General features: G+C 68.7%; 12 protein-coding genes. 7 read left to right on the top strand and 5 right to left on the bottom strand.

What is annotated here, in order from left to right; translation table 11 throughout:
• Position 1 precedes the first annotated feature (1 nt).
• The gene (locus tag AC5L30_RS21550) at positions 2 to 1,441 is read left to right on the top strand and encodes a dihydrolipoyl dehydrogenase family protein (RefSeq protein ID WP_494869417.1); all 1,440 of its coding nucleotides are present in this window, start codon (positions 2 to 4) and stop codon (positions 1,439 to 1,441) included.
• A gap of 124 nt (positions 1,442 to 1,565) precedes the next feature.
• Here AC5L30_RS21550 and AC5L30_RS21545 read toward each other — a convergent pair whose 3' ends face one another.
• Positions 1,566 to 2,174 carry a TetR/AcrR family transcriptional regulator gene (locus AC5L30_RS21545; RefSeq protein WP_494869416.1) on the bottom strand — a complete coding sequence of 203 codons (609 nt, stop codon included), beginning with the start codon at positions 2,172 to 2,174 and terminating at the stop codon, positions 1,566 to 1,568.
• Positions 2,175 to 2,361: 187 nt separating this feature from the next.
• Between AC5L30_RS21545 and AC5L30_RS21540 the strand changes: the two genes are divergently transcribed.
• The 3 genes from AC5L30_RS21540 (at position 2,362) to AC5L30_RS21530 (ending at position 4,540) form a co-directional block, all read left to right on the top strand.
• On the top strand, positions 2,362 to 3,102 hold the full coding sequence (locus tag AC5L30_RS21540; RefSeq protein ID WP_494869414.1) for an alpha/beta fold hydrolase: 741 nt from the start codon (positions 2,362 to 2,364) through the stop codon (positions 3,100 to 3,102).
• 133 nt (positions 3,103 to 3,235) lie between these two features.
• Positions 3,236 to 3,685, top strand: coding sequence for a hypothetical protein (locus tag AC5L30_RS21535; RefSeq protein WP_494869413.1), 450 nt, complete (start codon positions 3,236 to 3,238; stop codon positions 3,683 to 3,685).
• A gap of 174 nt (positions 3,686 to 3,859) precedes the next feature.
• Positions 3,860 to 4,540: a hypothetical protein gene (locus AC5L30_RS21530; protein ID WP_494869411.1), complete on the top strand. Its 681-nt coding sequence runs from the start codon at positions 3,860 to 3,862 to the stop codon at positions 4,538 to 4,540.
• A gap of 43 nt (positions 4,541 to 4,583) precedes the next feature.
• Here AC5L30_RS21530 and AC5L30_RS21525 read toward each other — a convergent pair whose 3' ends face one another.
• The 4 genes from AC5L30_RS21525 to AC5L30_RS21510 all read right to left on the bottom strand — a co-directional run bounded on the left by AC5L30_RS21525 (position 4,584) and on the right by AC5L30_RS21510 (position 10,934).
• The gene (locus AC5L30_RS21525; RefSeq protein WP_494869410.1) at positions 4,584 to 6,758 is read right to left on the bottom strand and encodes a HelD family protein; all 2,175 of its coding nucleotides are present in this window, start codon (positions 6,756 to 6,758) and stop codon (positions 4,584 to 4,586) included.
• A 429-nt stretch (positions 6,759 to 7,187) separates the two neighbouring features.
• Positions 7,188 to 7,742 carry a hypothetical protein gene (locus tag AC5L30_RS21520; RefSeq protein WP_494869409.1) on the bottom strand — a complete coding sequence of 185 codons (555 nt, stop codon included), beginning with the start codon at positions 7,740 to 7,742 and terminating at the stop codon, positions 7,188 to 7,190.
• Between the two features lie 129 nt (positions 7,743 to 7,871).
• Positions 7,872 to 9,719, bottom strand: a complete 1,848-nt coding sequence (locus AC5L30_RS21515; protein ID WP_494869408.1) for a glycoside hydrolase family 15 protein — start codon at positions 9,717 to 9,719, stop codon at positions 7,872 to 7,874.
• A 210-nt stretch (positions 9,720 to 9,929) separates the two neighbouring features.
• On the bottom strand, positions 9,930 to 10,934 hold the full coding sequence (locus tag AC5L30_RS21510; protein WP_494869407.1) for a LacI family DNA-binding transcriptional regulator: 1,005 nt from the start codon (positions 10,932 to 10,934) through the stop codon (positions 9,930 to 9,932).
• A 139-nt stretch (positions 10,935 to 11,073) separates the two neighbouring features.
• Between AC5L30_RS21510 and AC5L30_RS21505 the strand changes: the two genes are divergently transcribed.
• The 3 genes from AC5L30_RS21505 to AC5L30_RS21495 are packed head-to-tail and all read left to right on the top strand — an operon-like array spanning position 11,074 to position 14,239.
• Complete coding sequence (locus AC5L30_RS21505; RefSeq protein WP_494869405.1) at positions 11,074 to 12,381, top strand: ABC transporter substrate-binding protein; 1,308 nt, start codon at positions 11,074 to 11,076, stop codon at positions 12,379 to 12,381.
• Positions 12,378 to 13,376, top strand: a complete 999-nt coding sequence (locus tag AC5L30_RS21500) for a carbohydrate ABC transporter permease (protein WP_494869403.1) — start codon at positions 12,378 to 12,380, stop codon at positions 13,374 to 13,376. The genes AC5L30_RS21505 and AC5L30_RS21500 overlap by 4 nt, the downstream gene beginning before the upstream one ends.
• Complete coding sequence (locus AC5L30_RS21495; protein ID WP_494869402.1) at positions 13,373 to 14,239, top strand: carbohydrate ABC transporter permease; 867 nt, start codon at positions 13,373 to 13,375, stop codon at positions 14,237 to 14,239. The genes AC5L30_RS21500 and AC5L30_RS21495 overlap by 4 nt, the downstream gene beginning before the upstream one ends.
• The last annotated feature ends 23 nt before the right edge of the window (positions 14,240 to 14,262 follow it).

The following is a 14,262-nucleotide window of genomic DNA, read 5'->3' as shown; positions in this document are numbered from 1 at the left end:
CGTGGAGAACGCCACGTACGACGTCATTGTCATCGGCGCCGGACCGGTGGGGGAGAACGTCGCCGACCGCGTCGTGCGGGGCGGCCTGACCGCCGCGATCGTCGAGCGGGAACTGGTGGGTGGTGAGTGCTCGTACTGGGCCTGCATGCCGACCAAGGCGTTGTTGCGCAGCCAGACCGCGCTCCGGGCGGCTCGTCAGCTGCCCGGTGCGCGCGAGGCGGTGACCGGCGTGCTGGACGCGGCGGCCGTGCTGCGCCGCCGGGACTCCGTCGCCTCGCACTGGAAGGACGACGGTCAGGTGTCCTGGCTGGACTCCGCGGGGATTGCGCTGTATCGGGGCCAGGGGCGGATCAGCTCCGACCGGACCGTCGAGGTGACCGGCACGGACGGCGCCACCACCTCGCTCACCGCCCGACACGCGGTCGTCCTCGCGACCGGAAGTGGCGCACTGGTGCCGGACATCGCCGGTCTGCGCGAGGCGACGCCGTGGACCAGCCGTGAGGCAGCCGCCGCGAGCGAGGTTCCCGGCCGGCTCGCCATCATCGGTGGTGGCGTGGTGGCCACGGAGATGGCGACGGCCTACGCGGGCCTCGGGTCGGCGGTGACGGTGCTCGCGCGGGACGGAGTGCTCACGCCGGCGGAGCCGTTCGTCGGCGAGCGGGTCACGCAGTCTCTGCGGGAAGCTGGCGTGTCGGTCCGTCTTGGGGTCGAGGCCACGTCGGTGAGCCGTGACGGCGACGGCACGGTGCACATCACGCTCACCGGCGGCGACCAGGTCGATGCCGACGAGATCCTCGTGGCGATCGGCCGTACGCCGAACACGCACGACGTCGGCCTCGACCGGATCGGCCTGAAGCCGGGCGCCTGGCTCACTGTCGACGACACCCTGCGGGTGGTCGATGATGCCGGCGCGTTGATCGGCGACGGCTGGCTGTACGCGGCCGGGGACGTCAACCGGCGTGTGCTGCTGACCCACCAGGGCAAGTACCAGGCTCGCGCGGTGGGCGACGTCATCGTGGCGCGGGCCACTGGCGAAGCGGCTGACGACCGCCCGTGGGGTCGGCACGTCGCCACTGCCGACGAGCGCGCCGTGCCGCAGGTCGTCTTCACCGACCCGGAGATCGCGTCGGTGGGGCTGACCGCAGCCGCCGCCGAGGCCGCCGGGCTGCGGATCCGAGTCGTCGACTACGACCTGGCCGCCGTCGCCGGGGCCGCGCTGCACGCCGACGGCTACCAGGGGCAGGCCCGGATGGTCATGGACGAGGACCGACGGGTGATCGTCGGCCTCACCCTCGTCGGCCCGGACGTCGCGGAACTGATCCACGCCGCGACGATCGCCATCGTCGGCGAGGTCCCACTGGAGCGGCTGTGGCACGCCGTGCCCGCGTACCCAACCGTCAGCGAGGTCTGGCTGCGCCTGCTCGAGGCGTACGGCCGCTGATCTGAGCCGTGCGGCCGTCCGCGCCGTCGCCTGCGAGCGAGGGCGGGCTCAACCGGTGGCGGCAATACTGAGGAGCTGGGTCATCCCCTCACCGGGGGTGGCCCAGCCCGAGGTCGTGCGCGGGCTAACGGGCCGACTCTGTCGACTGGCGCTCCGAGTTGATCCTGAGGAGTCCTTCGACACCGCGCAGGAAGGTCTCGGACACCAACGTGGGGTCGGAGAGGCATCCGGCCGCCATGGCGCCGTCCCGAAGCATGACGAAGTGGCGCGCTGCGGGGTCCGCCGTTCCTTCGTGGACCTGTGCCATGAGCATGGTGATGGTGTCCAGGAACCACTGCCGGTGGGCCATGAGTTCTTGGTGTACCGGATGGTTCGTGTCGGGATATTCCGCCGCGGCGTTCAGGAACGCGCACCCGCGGAACCCGGGGGACTGGATGTTCTGAGCGATGGAATTGGCGATGGTCAGGAGCGGCTCGACCGGCGGTCGGTTGGCGGAGAGGGCCTGGTCGACCATGCCGCGCTCCAGCTGATGCACCTCACGCAGGTAGGCCAGGATGAGGTCGTCCTTGCTGGGAAAGTGCCGGTAGAAAGTAGCTCTGGTCACCTTCGCCTCGGCGATGATCCGGTCGACGCCGACGGAGTGGATGCCCTCCGCGTAGAAGATCCTGGTCGCCGTATGGAGAAGCTTGAGACGTGCCTCAGAGGGTCGGGCATTGGGTTCGTCGCTCGCCATCCAACCATCTTAGCGACAGAACGTTCGGTCTGATGTGTCTCAGGTATTGGCGTGGCGCCCACTGAAAATGCTCCGCCGATCGTCCTCGTCGGTCCGGCGTGCATACCGCAGGCGGCGGGGCGGTGAGGCATCTCGAAAGGAACTCCAGATGAGCGCTGCTCCTGACATGTCTGCCCAGGACGCAGGGATGCCGACAGTTGTGCTGATCCACGGGGCATTCGCCGGCTCGTCGAGTTGGAATGGGGTGATTGCCAACCTCAAACGTCGGGGGTACCCGGTCATTGCCGTCGCCAACCCGCTGCGCGGTGTGCAGAAGGACGCCGCTTACGTACGGGCTCTCCTGGACAGCCTGCCCGGACCGGTCGTGATGGCGGCCCATTCCTACGGCGGGCTGGTCATGACCGAGGCCGCGGCCGGTGCCTCCAACGTCAAGGCCCTGGTGTACGTCGCCAGCGTGAGCCCGGACGTAGGCGAAAGCGTGATCGGGTTGCTCACCAAGTACCCCGGAAGTCAGCTCGCCACCAGCATCAACATGGTGCCGATCCCCTCCGACGACGGCGGCACGACCATGGACCAGTACATCCTGCAGGACAAGTACCCCGAGGTGTTCGCCGCCGACGTCGACTCCGGCACCGCCGAAATCATGGCGGCAACGCAGCGGCCCGCCTCGGCGAGCGCCCAGGAGGAGGGCGTGACGAAGGCCGCCTGGAAGACGATCCCCTCCTGGACCCTGATCACCACCCAGGACCAGGGCATTCCGCCAGACTTGCAGCGCTTCCTGGCCGACAGGGCGGGGTCCACGGCAGTTGAGATCGCCGCTTCCCACGCGGTGGCGGTCTCGCAACCCGGCCCGGTCGCAGACCTCATCGACACCGCCGCCCGCTCCACCGCACGCTCCATGCAGACGTCCAAGAGCCGTCGGGGTTAACCAGGCTTGCCGAAGCGGCGGTCCGGTTCATTCCACCGCCGTCGGTGCCGAGCAGAACGGTGCCCAAGCCGAGCGTCCGAAGCTGCGATGATGCTTCGGTGAGGACCGCAGCGGCTGGGGAACCCTCGCCGCCATGCGACTCGGTCAGTTGGCGACGGCCGACGGCGACGACGCCACGGCCGCGGAGGCGTACGCCAAGGTAGTCGAGGCCGGGGATCCACGCTGGGCCGGTGAGGCAGCATGTCGCCGGGGCACTCGGCTGGCCGCCCTGGGCGACGCCGGCCGTGTCGAACAGGCTTGGCGCCAGGCTGTTGAGTTGGACGACGCGCGTTGGTCGCCGATCGCGGCCCGCGAGCTGGGGCGCCTGCTCTGCGGCGACCCGGCCACCAGGTCGGCCGGCCTCGCCTATTACCGTCACGCGCTGACCAGCCTGGACGACCCCGGCCTGGTACTCGATGCCGGCGACGCTCTGCGCGACGCCGGCCGGCACGACGAAGCCCGAGCGCTCTATCGGCGCCTGGCTGGCCGGCCGGACCCACCTTGGGCGTCAACGGGCGCCGAACGGCTATCTGGGCTTCCGTAGCTCGCGGCGATCGCCAGACGGCGGTGATCCATCCGCGTAACGCCCTCTCGTCGAGGTGGCGGCGCAGCTTGAGTCCGAAGACAGCGCCCCACCACGCGAGTGAGGACTCTCCTGAGCGCGCCGATGATGCGTGGTTGACGTGGCGACCTTGCGGTGATCGTTCACGATGGGGACATGCGTGTGGCGGAGCTTGTCCTCGCGTACGTCCGGGTGTTGGTTTGGCCGCTGCTCGTTGCGGTCTTGGCGGTGATGTTCCGCTCGCGAGTCCACCACCTTTTCGAGCGGATGAACAGGGTCGACGCGTTTGGCGCGAGTATCGAATTCGCCCAGTCCGTAGGGGCGGCCCGCGAGGCACTGGCAGCAGCTCTTTCACCTGGCGAGGAGGGCCCATCCGGGACGTCGCCGACTCGTCCGCCGGATGGGCTTGAACGGGAGCCGTCCGTCGCGGCGGCGGCGCAACAGGCACTCGCGGGCGTTCCTGCCTGGCGGTGGCCGCCGGGCCGTTCCACGGGCCTCGCCATGATCGAAGCCGCCGACCTCCGCCAAGCGCGGGACGCGCTCGCGACCGCTATGGACAGCATCGAGGAGGCGTTCGGGCCGCTGACGCGGGGCAGCGCCAGCCAACTGGCCATCCGGACGGGGATGCCCCAGTGGGCCACGGTCATCCGCGCCCTCGATGGCGCTGACCGGGCGAACGGCCTGGCGAGCTACCTGATCACGCACTCGAGGTCCGACGCCCTGACGCCGTACACGCGTGGACTGGCCGCCGACTACCTAAAAGTCATCAGTGATGCGCTGGATCTCCTCGTAGAGGCGCTGGATGCGACGGTCGTACGTCATCAGGTGGAATCCTGAGAACGGACATTTGTGCCATGGATCTTCGTCATGAGTCTGGCGACTACTGCGTGAGTGTCAGCTGCCCGAGTTCCTGGGTGCATCGGGTGAGCGCGACGTAGAGGCCGTTCCAGCCGCGCGGTTCGGCGGCGATGCCCTGAGGGTCGATGAGGAGTGTCGCGTCCCATTCCAGTCCCTTGGACTGGGTCGCGGTGAGCACCGGCACCCCACTCAGCACGGCTTGGAGTGTGGCGATGCGCTCCGTGGGGGCGATGACGCCGACCGTGCCGCCGTGCCACCGTTGCTGCAACTGCCGCACCGCTTCGACCGCGGCACCGGCAAGCTCAGCGGGGGTGATCGTGAGCTCCCAGGGGGCGATGCCGGAGGAACGTACCGCTCGTGGTGGAGTGTTGTGGCTGCCAGCCTTCCTCAAGACCGGCCCGGTGAGGTCCATGACCTCGCGTGGGGTCCGGTAGCAGATGGTGAGTTGCGCGGCGGTCCAGCGGTCTCCGAAGGCAGCCTGCACCGCTTGTGCCCAACTGGTGTGCCGGTGCGCCGCCTCGGCCTGGTCGATGTCGCCGACGGCGGTGATGGAGCGACTGGGGCAGCGCCGCAGGACCATCTGCCACTGCATCTCGGACAGCTCTTGCGCCTCGTCGATGACGATGTGGCCGTACACCCAGCCGCGCTGGCGGCGCGCGCGGTCGGCGACGAACTCGCCCTGTGGTTGCGGGGCGTCGACCTCGCCGAGCAGATCGGCGAGGGCGTCGAGCAGCGGGATGTCACTTGATGCCCACGGGGTGGGCTCGGCCGAGACGGCCGTGATCTCCTCGGCGGACAGCTGCGGGGCGAAACGGGCCAGCAGCGTGCGGTCGCTCAGGAAATCGCCCAGCAGGGTTTCGGCGTCGAGGGTGGGCCACCATGCCTCGATGAACCGGGCGATGGTGGCGTTCTCCGCGATTCGACAACGGAGATGCTCGATCTCCTCCTCGGAGAGCAACCCGTTGACGTCGCTCCCGGTGGCCCTTCGGGCGGAGTGGTGGTCCTGCCCCATGCCCTTGTCGACGCTGGCGAGGATGTCCTCGAAGCCCTCCTCCATCTGATCCATCAGCGCCTCGCGCTGCTCGGCGACGACATCGGCAAGGAGGTGATGCACCTGCTCGGCGAACGCCGCGCGGGCACGGTGGTACGGGCGTCCCTGCACCGCCGAGGCGAGCGCCTGCGCCACCGTCGCGGCCGGGATGACGTAGAACTCGCCCTCCCAGCGCAGCTTCAGCTCGCGCGGCCGGGGGAGCAGCGACGCGACGTAGCCTTCGAGTGTGGGTTGCCAGAGGGCGCGGCCCTTGATCTCGGCGAGAGGCCGGCTCTCGTCGCGGCCCACGTCGATGCCGGCCAGCAGGGTGTCGCAGGTCGCCGAGACGACGGCGGTCTCACCGAGCGCGGGCAGCACCTGGGCGATGTACTGGAGGAACCGCGGCGAGGGGCCGAGGACCAGGACCGCTTGGTCGGCCATCTTCCGGTGACTGAACAGCAGGTACGCGACCCGGTGCAGAGCAACGACGGTCTTGCCCGTGCCGGGACCACCCTGAACGATCAGCGGGCCGGTCGCCTCAGCCCGGATGATGTCGTCCTGTTCGCGTTGCAGGGTGGAGATCGCCGTCGACATGTGACCGGTGCGCCGCTGGTCGAGGGCAGCCAGTAGAGCGCCCTCGCCGACGAGGTCCGCCGTGGTGCTCCCGTCCAGGGGCTCGTCGTCCACGCCGACGACGGCCGATCCCGTCGTGCGGATGTGCCGGCGCCGCGCCTGACCCTGTGGGTCGACAGCCGTCGCGGTGTAGAAGGGCCGAGCTGCGGGAGCGCGCCAGTCCACCAGCAGTGGCTCACCGTCCTCGTCGTCCTTGCGGAGACCGACACGGCCTACGTGTCGCACGGTGCCGTCAAGGCCGTCGAGGCGACCGAAGACCAGCCCTTCTCCCGCCCGCTGTAGCTCGTCGTACTGTTGGCGGAGCATGCGCTGCCGGGCTCGTTCCAACGCGTCCCGGGCCTCGGCCGAAAGCTCGACCCGCAGGTGGTCAACCAGCCTGTCGCGCCGGGCGGTGGCCACGTCCAGAAACGCCTGTTCCTCGGCGACCGCGGATCGGCGCGCGGCACCCTCCGCGGTAGCGGTCGGCAGTTGGCCCTCCGACGTTACGTCGCTGACGCCAGCAGGGCCGTTGCTCAGAGCAGACTTCCGGCGCATTCGCAAATCCTTGTATCGGTGTTCCGCTCGGCCCCGACCGGGCCGCAGTGTTTTCGGCGGCAAGCATAGATTTCGTTTCCCTCATCGACCAGGAAATCCGCCGGCAGAGATCGGAATCTCAATGCCTTGCAGTTCCGGGGTTGCTTGTGGCCTTAACCAATACCGATTCGCTTATTGACAGTCCGGTCTTTATCTGTTCTTCGGGCGCGTGCCGACCAGTGACGGCGCTCTTCGGCCTCAGGGATGGGTGGGGTGTTCCCCGCCGGATCCGGGCGGTTCGACGGTCGCGTCAGCGGCAGAGCGCGCGTCGATCCGGCTAGACGGTGAACCGGCCCGCCGAACCGCGCTCACCGCCCGGATGGCTGTTGTTGGTCGACGTCGCGGCGCGGTCACCGTGGCGGCTAGGGCTGCCAGACGGTCGCACCGCGGTCAGCTCAACGTGAAGGTCGCGTCGTCGACGTCGAAGGCGGTGGCGCCGTTGCCGGCCGTCTCGCTGGCGAGGAAGCTGACCGTCGCGGTGCGCTCGGTCGTCGCCGTTCCGCTCGACATGACGTACTGCCGCCACTGCGCCCCGCCGTCGAAGGCCAGCGAGAACCTGGTCTTCGGGGGTATCCCGGTGACCGCCAGTCCGACGTTCAGGTAGTCGCCGCGGGTGGTCTCGGTCGTGGTGGTTCGGACCCAGAAGCGGACCGTCAGGTCGCAGTTGGCCGGCACGGTGACGGTGGAGCGCAGCAGGTCGGTACGCGTCACGTCCAACCCGGCGAAGGTGGCGTACGCGCGGCCGGTGTGTGCGGGCCGGGTCGCGTCGCCGAACACGACGATGCGGGGACCGGCCGTCCAACCGGTGGTGCCGCGCTCGAACCCCGGGTTCGCGTGGATCTGCCCCGTGCAGGGCGGGTCGGCGGCTGGCTGGCCGTGGGATGCGCTGCCGGTGGCCAGCAGCAGCAGGGCCGCGGCCGAGGCGGTGGTGACGAAGGCCCTCATCAGTTCTCCCCGCGTCAATACATTCGAGACGGTCGATGCGTATTGACCATGCGTGATGGACGTGAGCTCGTCAAGCCCCTTCCCGACGTCGGCTCCGCGCCGGCGTGGACTGACCGGAGCGCGCCGGCGCTACCGGCGGCGGCGGGCTTCGGCCTCGGTGTCGAGCAGGTCGTTGAGCGTCAGCGCGGAATTGATCAATGAGAGGTGACTGAACGCCTGGGGGTAGTTGCCAATCTGCTCCCCGGTCGCGGCGATCTCCTCGGCATAGAGGCCGAGGTGGTTGCTGAACGTGAACATCTTCTCGAACGTGAGTCGGGCGTCGTCGAGGCGGCCGGAGCGGGCCAGCGCCTCGACGTACCAGAAGGTGCACATGTTGAAGGTGCCCTCGTGCCCGGGGAGACCGTCGGGGGAGTGCACCGGGTCGTACCGGTGGACCAGGCTGTCGGAAACCAGTTCGCGTTCGATCGCCTGCAAGGTGGACTGCCACAGCGGGTCGCTCGGCGTGACGAAACCGACCGCCGGCATGGCGAGCAGCGCCGCGTCCAGCACGTTCTCGTCGTACGCCTGCACGAAGGTGCCACGGCCCCGGTCGTATCCGCGGGCCATGACCTGGTCGTAGATGCGGTTGCGTTGCTCGGTCCAGCAGGCCATGTCCCCGGGGCGACCGGTGCGGGTGGCCAGCCGGATGGCCCGGTCCAGCGCGACCCAGGACATCACCCGGCCAAAGGTGTAGTTGCGGGGGTGGTGGCGACTCTCCCAGATGCCGGCGTCGGGCTGGTCCCAGTTGTGGCAGAGCCAGTCGACGAGCCGGACGGTGCTCTTCCACACCTGGTGCGAGACGCGGATGCCCTGCTCGTCGGCGAGGTGCATGGCGTAGAGCGCCTCGCCGTGGATGTCGAGCTGGATTTGGTCGGCGGCGCCGTTGCCGATCCGCACCGGCCGCGAGCCGCGGTAGCCCTCCAGGTGGTCCAGCACCTCCTCGTGCAGGTCGGAGGAGCCGTCCACCCGGTACATGATCTTCAGCGGGTCCTGGTGGTCGCCGGCCTCGCGGATCCGCTCGTCCAGCCAGTTCATGTACCGGCTGACCTCCTCGGTGAAACCGAGGCCGAGCAGCGCGTGCACTGAGAACGACGTGTCGCGTACCCAGGTGTAGCGGTAGTCCCAGTTACGCGTTCCGCCGACCAGTTCGGGCAGCGCGGCGGTGGGCGCGGCGATCATCGCTCCGGTCGGCGCGTACGTCATGAGTTTCAGCGTGATGGCGGAGCGCTCGACCATCTCCCGCCAGCGGCCGGTGTAGCTGGAGCGTTCAAGCCAGCGCCGCCAGTAGTCCCGGGTCCACTCGAACATGCCCTGGATCTCTTCCGGCGCGATGATGCGCGGCTCGGCACCGCCCGTCTCCAGGACCACCCCGCCGGTGTCGCCCTCGTTCAGCGTGCCGTACGCGACCAGATCGCCGCCCTCAAGGCGGACGTCACCCTGTTCCGAGATCAACCGCCGCACGGGGTCGACCGGGTTGAACGTCAGCGTCGCCGACCGGCTGCGGAAGACGTAGCCGTTACGGTGGCGCTCCAGCTGGTGCTCTTCCCGGGCGTAGTCGAACCGGGGCCGGCACTCCACCCGGAAGCGCATGCTGCCGCGGACCATGGTGACGGTGCGGACCAGGCGGTGCGAGTCGGTGGCCCGCTCGCCGGTGACCGGCATGAAGTCCATCACCTCGGCCACACCGTCGGCGCTGATGAACCGGGTGATCAGGATGGGTGTGCCGGGGAGGTAGAGCTGCTTGGTCACGTACCGCACGTCGTGCGGCGCGATCTGGAAGTAGCCGCCCTTCTCCTTGTCCAGCAGGGCGGCGAAGATGCTCGGCGAGTCGAACCGCGGCGCGCAGAACCAGTCGACCGTCCCGTCACAGGTCACCAGCGCGGCGGTCTGCAGGTCGCCGATGAGCCCGTGATCCTCGATCGCCGGATAGCTGTCCACGTCTCTCCCCGGTTCGGCTGCGTCCTGCGCATCGAACCTAGGGGGAGAAATTGTCGCTTTGGTGAGATTCGCGTTCCACCACCCTGTCGCGGGTCCCCGTGTGCCACGGCGCCGGCCGCGCCCCGACCATGGAGATCGGCCCTCGGCACCGTCACGGCGACCACGGTCGCCGGGACCGTGGCGGCGCTGGAGCGTGACCGACCCGGGACGTCAGTGGTGCGGGCGGCAGGAGGAACGGATGACCAGCTCGGTGGGGAGCCGGATGTGGGTGTCGCGTTCCACGCCGGCGATCAGGTCGATGAGCAGGCGCAACGCCTCGGCGCCCATCCGTTGCAGCGGCTGCATGATGGTCGTCAGCGGCGGGTTGACCAGCGCCGACTCCGGTACGTTGTCGAAGCCGATCACCGACAGGTCGTCCGGCACCGAGAGGCCCATGTCGCGGGCCACGTTCATCGTGGATATCGCGGAGAGGTCGTTACCCGCGAAGATCGCGCTCGGCCGGTCGGTGAGGGCGAGAAGCTCCGCGGCCGTGCCGGCGGCGCTCTCGATCCGGAACCCGCCGACGCGGACGAGCCGCTCGTCCACCGGCACGCCGGCGTCGGCCATCGCACTGCGGAAGCCGGCCTCGCGCAGCTGCGCCGACTTCAGGTCGGTGCGGCCGCTGATGTGCCCGATCCGCGTGTGGCCGAGGGACAGCAGGTGGTTGGTCGCCAGCACGGCGCCGGCGAAGTTGTCCGAATCGACGGTGGGCAGGTCGGACGGCCCGGTGTGCGGGTCGACGGCCACGACGTGGAAGCTGTTCTCGGTCTCGACCACGGTCGGCGTGACGATCACTGCGCCGTCGATGAGAGTGCCGGAGAGGCGGGCGAGCGAGCGCCGCTCCCATCCCACGGCGGCGCCCTCGCCGTCCCCGCTGGAGTAGGCCAGCAGCTGGTATCCGCTGCCCGCGACCTCCTGGGACGCCCCCTTGAGCAGCTCGGTCGAGAACGGCTCGAACTCGGCCACCAGGATGCCGAGCACGTTGGTGCGGTGGCTGCGCAGGCTCTGCGCCCCCAGGCTGGCCTCGTAGCCGAGTTCGTGGATGACCTGCTGGACGCGTTCCACGGTTGCCTGGGCCACGCCGTAACGGCCGTTGACAACCTTCGACACTGTCGCGACCGAGACGCCGGCAGTACGTGCCACATCCGACATCTTGACGCGCTGCTGAAACACCACCCGATGATGATAGGGCCGCCGGCGGTGGCGCGTGGTCACCGACTCGAAAACGTTATCGATACCGATTGACATCAAGTTACATGACTGTAAAACTTCGCCGCAGGCCGAGTACCGCGACTGACTAGTCGAGGAGACATCGATGGCAACGAAGCGGCGTGCGAGTGCCGTCCTGGCACTATTAATGACAAGTGTTCTCGTTGTCGCCGGGTGCAACGGCGGCGGCGAAGAGGCGACCCCTCAGAGCGAGCTGTACAAGGACCCGGTGACCCTGACCTGGTGGCACAACGCCTCACAGGACGGGCCCGGCAAGACCTACTGGGAGAAGGTCGCCAAGGACTTCTCCGCACTCCATTCCACCGTCAAGATCGAGATCGAGGCGATCGAGACAAACCAACTCCAGCGCACCCGGCTCCCCGCCGCGCTGCTGAGCAGCGACCCGCCGGACATCTTCCCCACCTGGGGCGGCGGCGAGATGAGCGAGCAGGTGGAGGCCGACTACCTCAAGGAGATCACCGACCAGGCCCAGGCCGAGATCGACAACATCGGCAGCGCCGCGGAGATCTGGCAGGTGAAGGGCAAGCAGTACGGCCTGCCGTTCCGGATGGGCATCGAAGGCATCTGGTACAACAAGGACATGTTCGCCAGGGCGGGCATCGCGGCGCCGCCGACCAACTTCGAGGAGCTCAACACCGCGGTCACCAAGCTCAAGGCGATCAACGTCGTTCCGATCGCCGTGGGCGCCGGTGACAAGTGGCCGGCCGCGCACTGGTGGTACAACCTCGCGCTGCGCGCCTGCTCGGTCGACACGCTCAAGAAGGCGTCCACGGACAAGAACTTCGACGATCCGTGCTTCGTGAAGGCCGGTCAGGACCTGAAGGCGTTCATCGACACCAAGCCGTTCCAGCCCAACTTCATCGCCACCCCGGGCCAGAACGACCCGACCAGCGCCAACGGCATGCTCGCCAACGGCAAGGCCGCGATGGAGCTCATGGGTGACTGGAACCGCGGCACGCTGGACACCGTCGCCACGGACCCGGCGAAGCTCGCGACGTTCCTCGGCTGGTTCCCGGTGCCGGCGCTGTCCGGTTCCCCCGGTGACCCGAAGGCGGCCCTCGGCGGTGGCGACGGGTTCTCCTGTGCCAAGAACGCCCCGGCCGAGTGCGTCGAGTTCCTCAAGTACATCGTGAGCCCCGAGGTCCAGAAGGGCTACGCCGAGACCGGCACCGGCCTGCCTGCGGCCAAGGGCGCGGAGGTCGGCGTGAAGGACCCCGCGCTCAAGTCCATCCTGGAGGCCACCTCCGGGGCCAGCTACGTCCAGCTCTGGCTGGACACGGCTTACGGCAGCACCGTCGGCAACGCGATGAACGACGCGATCGTCGCCATCTTCGCCGGCAACGGGACGCCTGAGAAGGTCGTCTCGGCGATGAAGGCGGCCGCAAGCAAGTGACCTCCGCCAACCAGATCCGTATGCCCGCCGGCGGCGCTGCCGCGTCGCCGGCGGGCCCCCACAAGGCAGGGCCCGCGTCCGCCCGCCGAGCCGACAACCGCCGCAAGTGGTACGAGATCATCGGGCTCACCACACCGGCTGTCGTCATCTACGTGCTGTTCGTGCTGGTGCCGATGGGCTTCGCGGTCTACTACAGCCTGTTCCGGTGGCGCGGGGTCGGGCCTCCCACCGAGTTCGTCGGTCTGCGGAACTACACCCTCGCCTTCCAGGACCCGATCTTCCTCGACGCGTTGCGCAACAACGCCATCATCGTGTTCGGGTCGCTGCTGATCCAGGGCCCGATCGCCCTGGGCGTCGCCCTGCTGCTCAACCGTCGCTTCCGTGGGCGGGCCGTCTTCCGCCTGCTGGTGTTCGTGCCGTACGTGCTGGCCGAGGTCACCGTCGGCATCATGTGGAAACTGCTGCTCACCGGCGACGGCACGGTCGACGCGCTGCTGCGGTCGCTGGGACTGGGCGGCCTGGTGCACGCCTGGTTGGCGGACCTGGACGTGGTCATCTGGACCCTGCTGGCCGTCCTCACCTGGAAATACGTCGGCTTCGCCATCATCCTGCTCCTCGCCGGGCTGTCCAATGTGCCCGACGAGCTGACCGAGGCGGCGGCCATCGACGGCGCGAGCTGGTGGCAGATCCAGCGGCACGTCACGATCCCGCTGCTCGGCCCGACGATCCGGATCTGGATGTTCCTCTCCATGATCGGCTCACTGCAGATCTTCGACATGATCTGGGTGACCTCGGTGCCCGCGGTGCGGTCCCTCGGCGCATCGGCCACCATGGCCACCTACATGGTGGACAACGGGTTCTTCGCCCGGCTGTGGGGCTACGGCAACGCCGTGGCGGTAATCCTGTTCGTCATCTCCTTCGTGGCGGCACTGCTGTTCCAGCGGTTCCTGCTCCGCCGCGACATCGAGGGCGCCATCACCGGAAGGGCGAAGTGACGATGGCCGTGAACTCGGTTCTCCCCCCGTCCACCGGACGCCGTCAGGTTTCCTGGGGCACACCGCTCACCTACGCGCTCGCGCTCGCGATCGCGGCAGTGTCGATCGCCCCGGTCATCTACGTGGTCATCGGCGGTTTCCGCACCACCCCGCAGATCGTCGCGAACCCGGCCGGCCTGCCCGACCCGTTCGTCTGGGACAACTACGCCAGGGTGCTGACCCAGAGCAATTTCTGGCAACAGGCGTTCAACAGCGCCGTCATCGCCCTCGGCACCACGCTCGCCGTCGTCGTGCTCGGGCTGGCCGCCGCGTTCGTGCTCGCCCGCTACAGCTTCCGCGGGCGGGAGGGGCTCTACACCTTCTTCACCCTCGGCCTGCTGTTTCCGGCCGGGGCGGCGATCCTGCCGCTCTACCTCATGCTGCGTGACCTGAACCTGGTCAACTCCTACTACGCGGTGATCCTGCCGCAGGTCGCCTTCTCACTGCCACTGACGATCGTGATCCTGCGCCCTTTCCTCTCGGCCATCCCGAGAGAGTTGGAGGACGCCGCGGCCATCGATGGCGCGAGTCGGCTCGGTTTCCTCTGGCGCATCGCGATGCCGCTGTCGCGGCCCGCGCTCGTCACCGTTGGCGTCCTGGCGTTCGTGGCGAGCTGGAACTCGTTCCTGCTGCCGCTGCTCGTCCTCAGCGACGTCAACCTGCACACCCTGCCGCTGGGCGTGCAGAACTTCTCCAGCCAATACACCACCGACACGGCAGGCGTACTCGCCTTCACCTCGCTGGCGATGCTGCCGGCACTGCTCTTCTTCACGCTCGCGGAGAAGCAGATCGTCGGTGGTCTGCAGGGTGCGGTCAAGGGCTGAGCGGCAGCGGTACGAGCAAACCA

Source organism: Micromonospora sp. BQ32 (genome assembly GCF_059358895.1).
This window is presented reverse-complemented; position numbering and strand designations above follow the sequence as displayed.

Bases quoted from the DNA above. Each gene is read 5' to 3' on its own strand.
- AC5L30_RS21545 (WP_494869416.1), bottom strand. From the start codon at position 2,174: ATGGCGAGCGACGAACCCAATGCCCGACCCTCTGAGGCACGTCTCAAG.
- AC5L30_RS21530 (WP_494869411.1), top strand. From the start codon at position 3,860: ATGCGTGTGGCGGAGCTTGTCCTCGCGTACGTCCGGGTGTTGGTTTGG.
- AC5L30_RS21525 (WP_494869410.1), bottom strand. From the start codon at position 6,758: ATGCGCCGGAAGTCTGCTCTGAGCAACGGCCCTGCTGGCGTCAGCGAC.
- AC5L30_RS21520 (WP_494869409.1), bottom strand. From the start codon at position 7,742: ATGAGGGCCTTCGTCACCACCGCCTCGGCCGCGGCCCTGCTGCTGCTG.
- AC5L30_RS21505 (WP_494869405.1), top strand. From the start codon at position 11,074: ATGGCAACGAAGCGGCGTGCGAGTGCCGTCCTGGCACTATTAATGACA.
- AC5L30_RS21540 (WP_494869414.1), top strand. From the start codon at position 2,362: ATGCCGACAGTTGTGCTGATCCACGGGGCATTCGCCGGCTCGTCGAGT.
- AC5L30_RS21535 (WP_494869413.1), top strand. From the start codon at position 3,236: ATGCGACTCGGTCAGTTGGCGACGGCCGACGGCGACGACGCCACGGCC.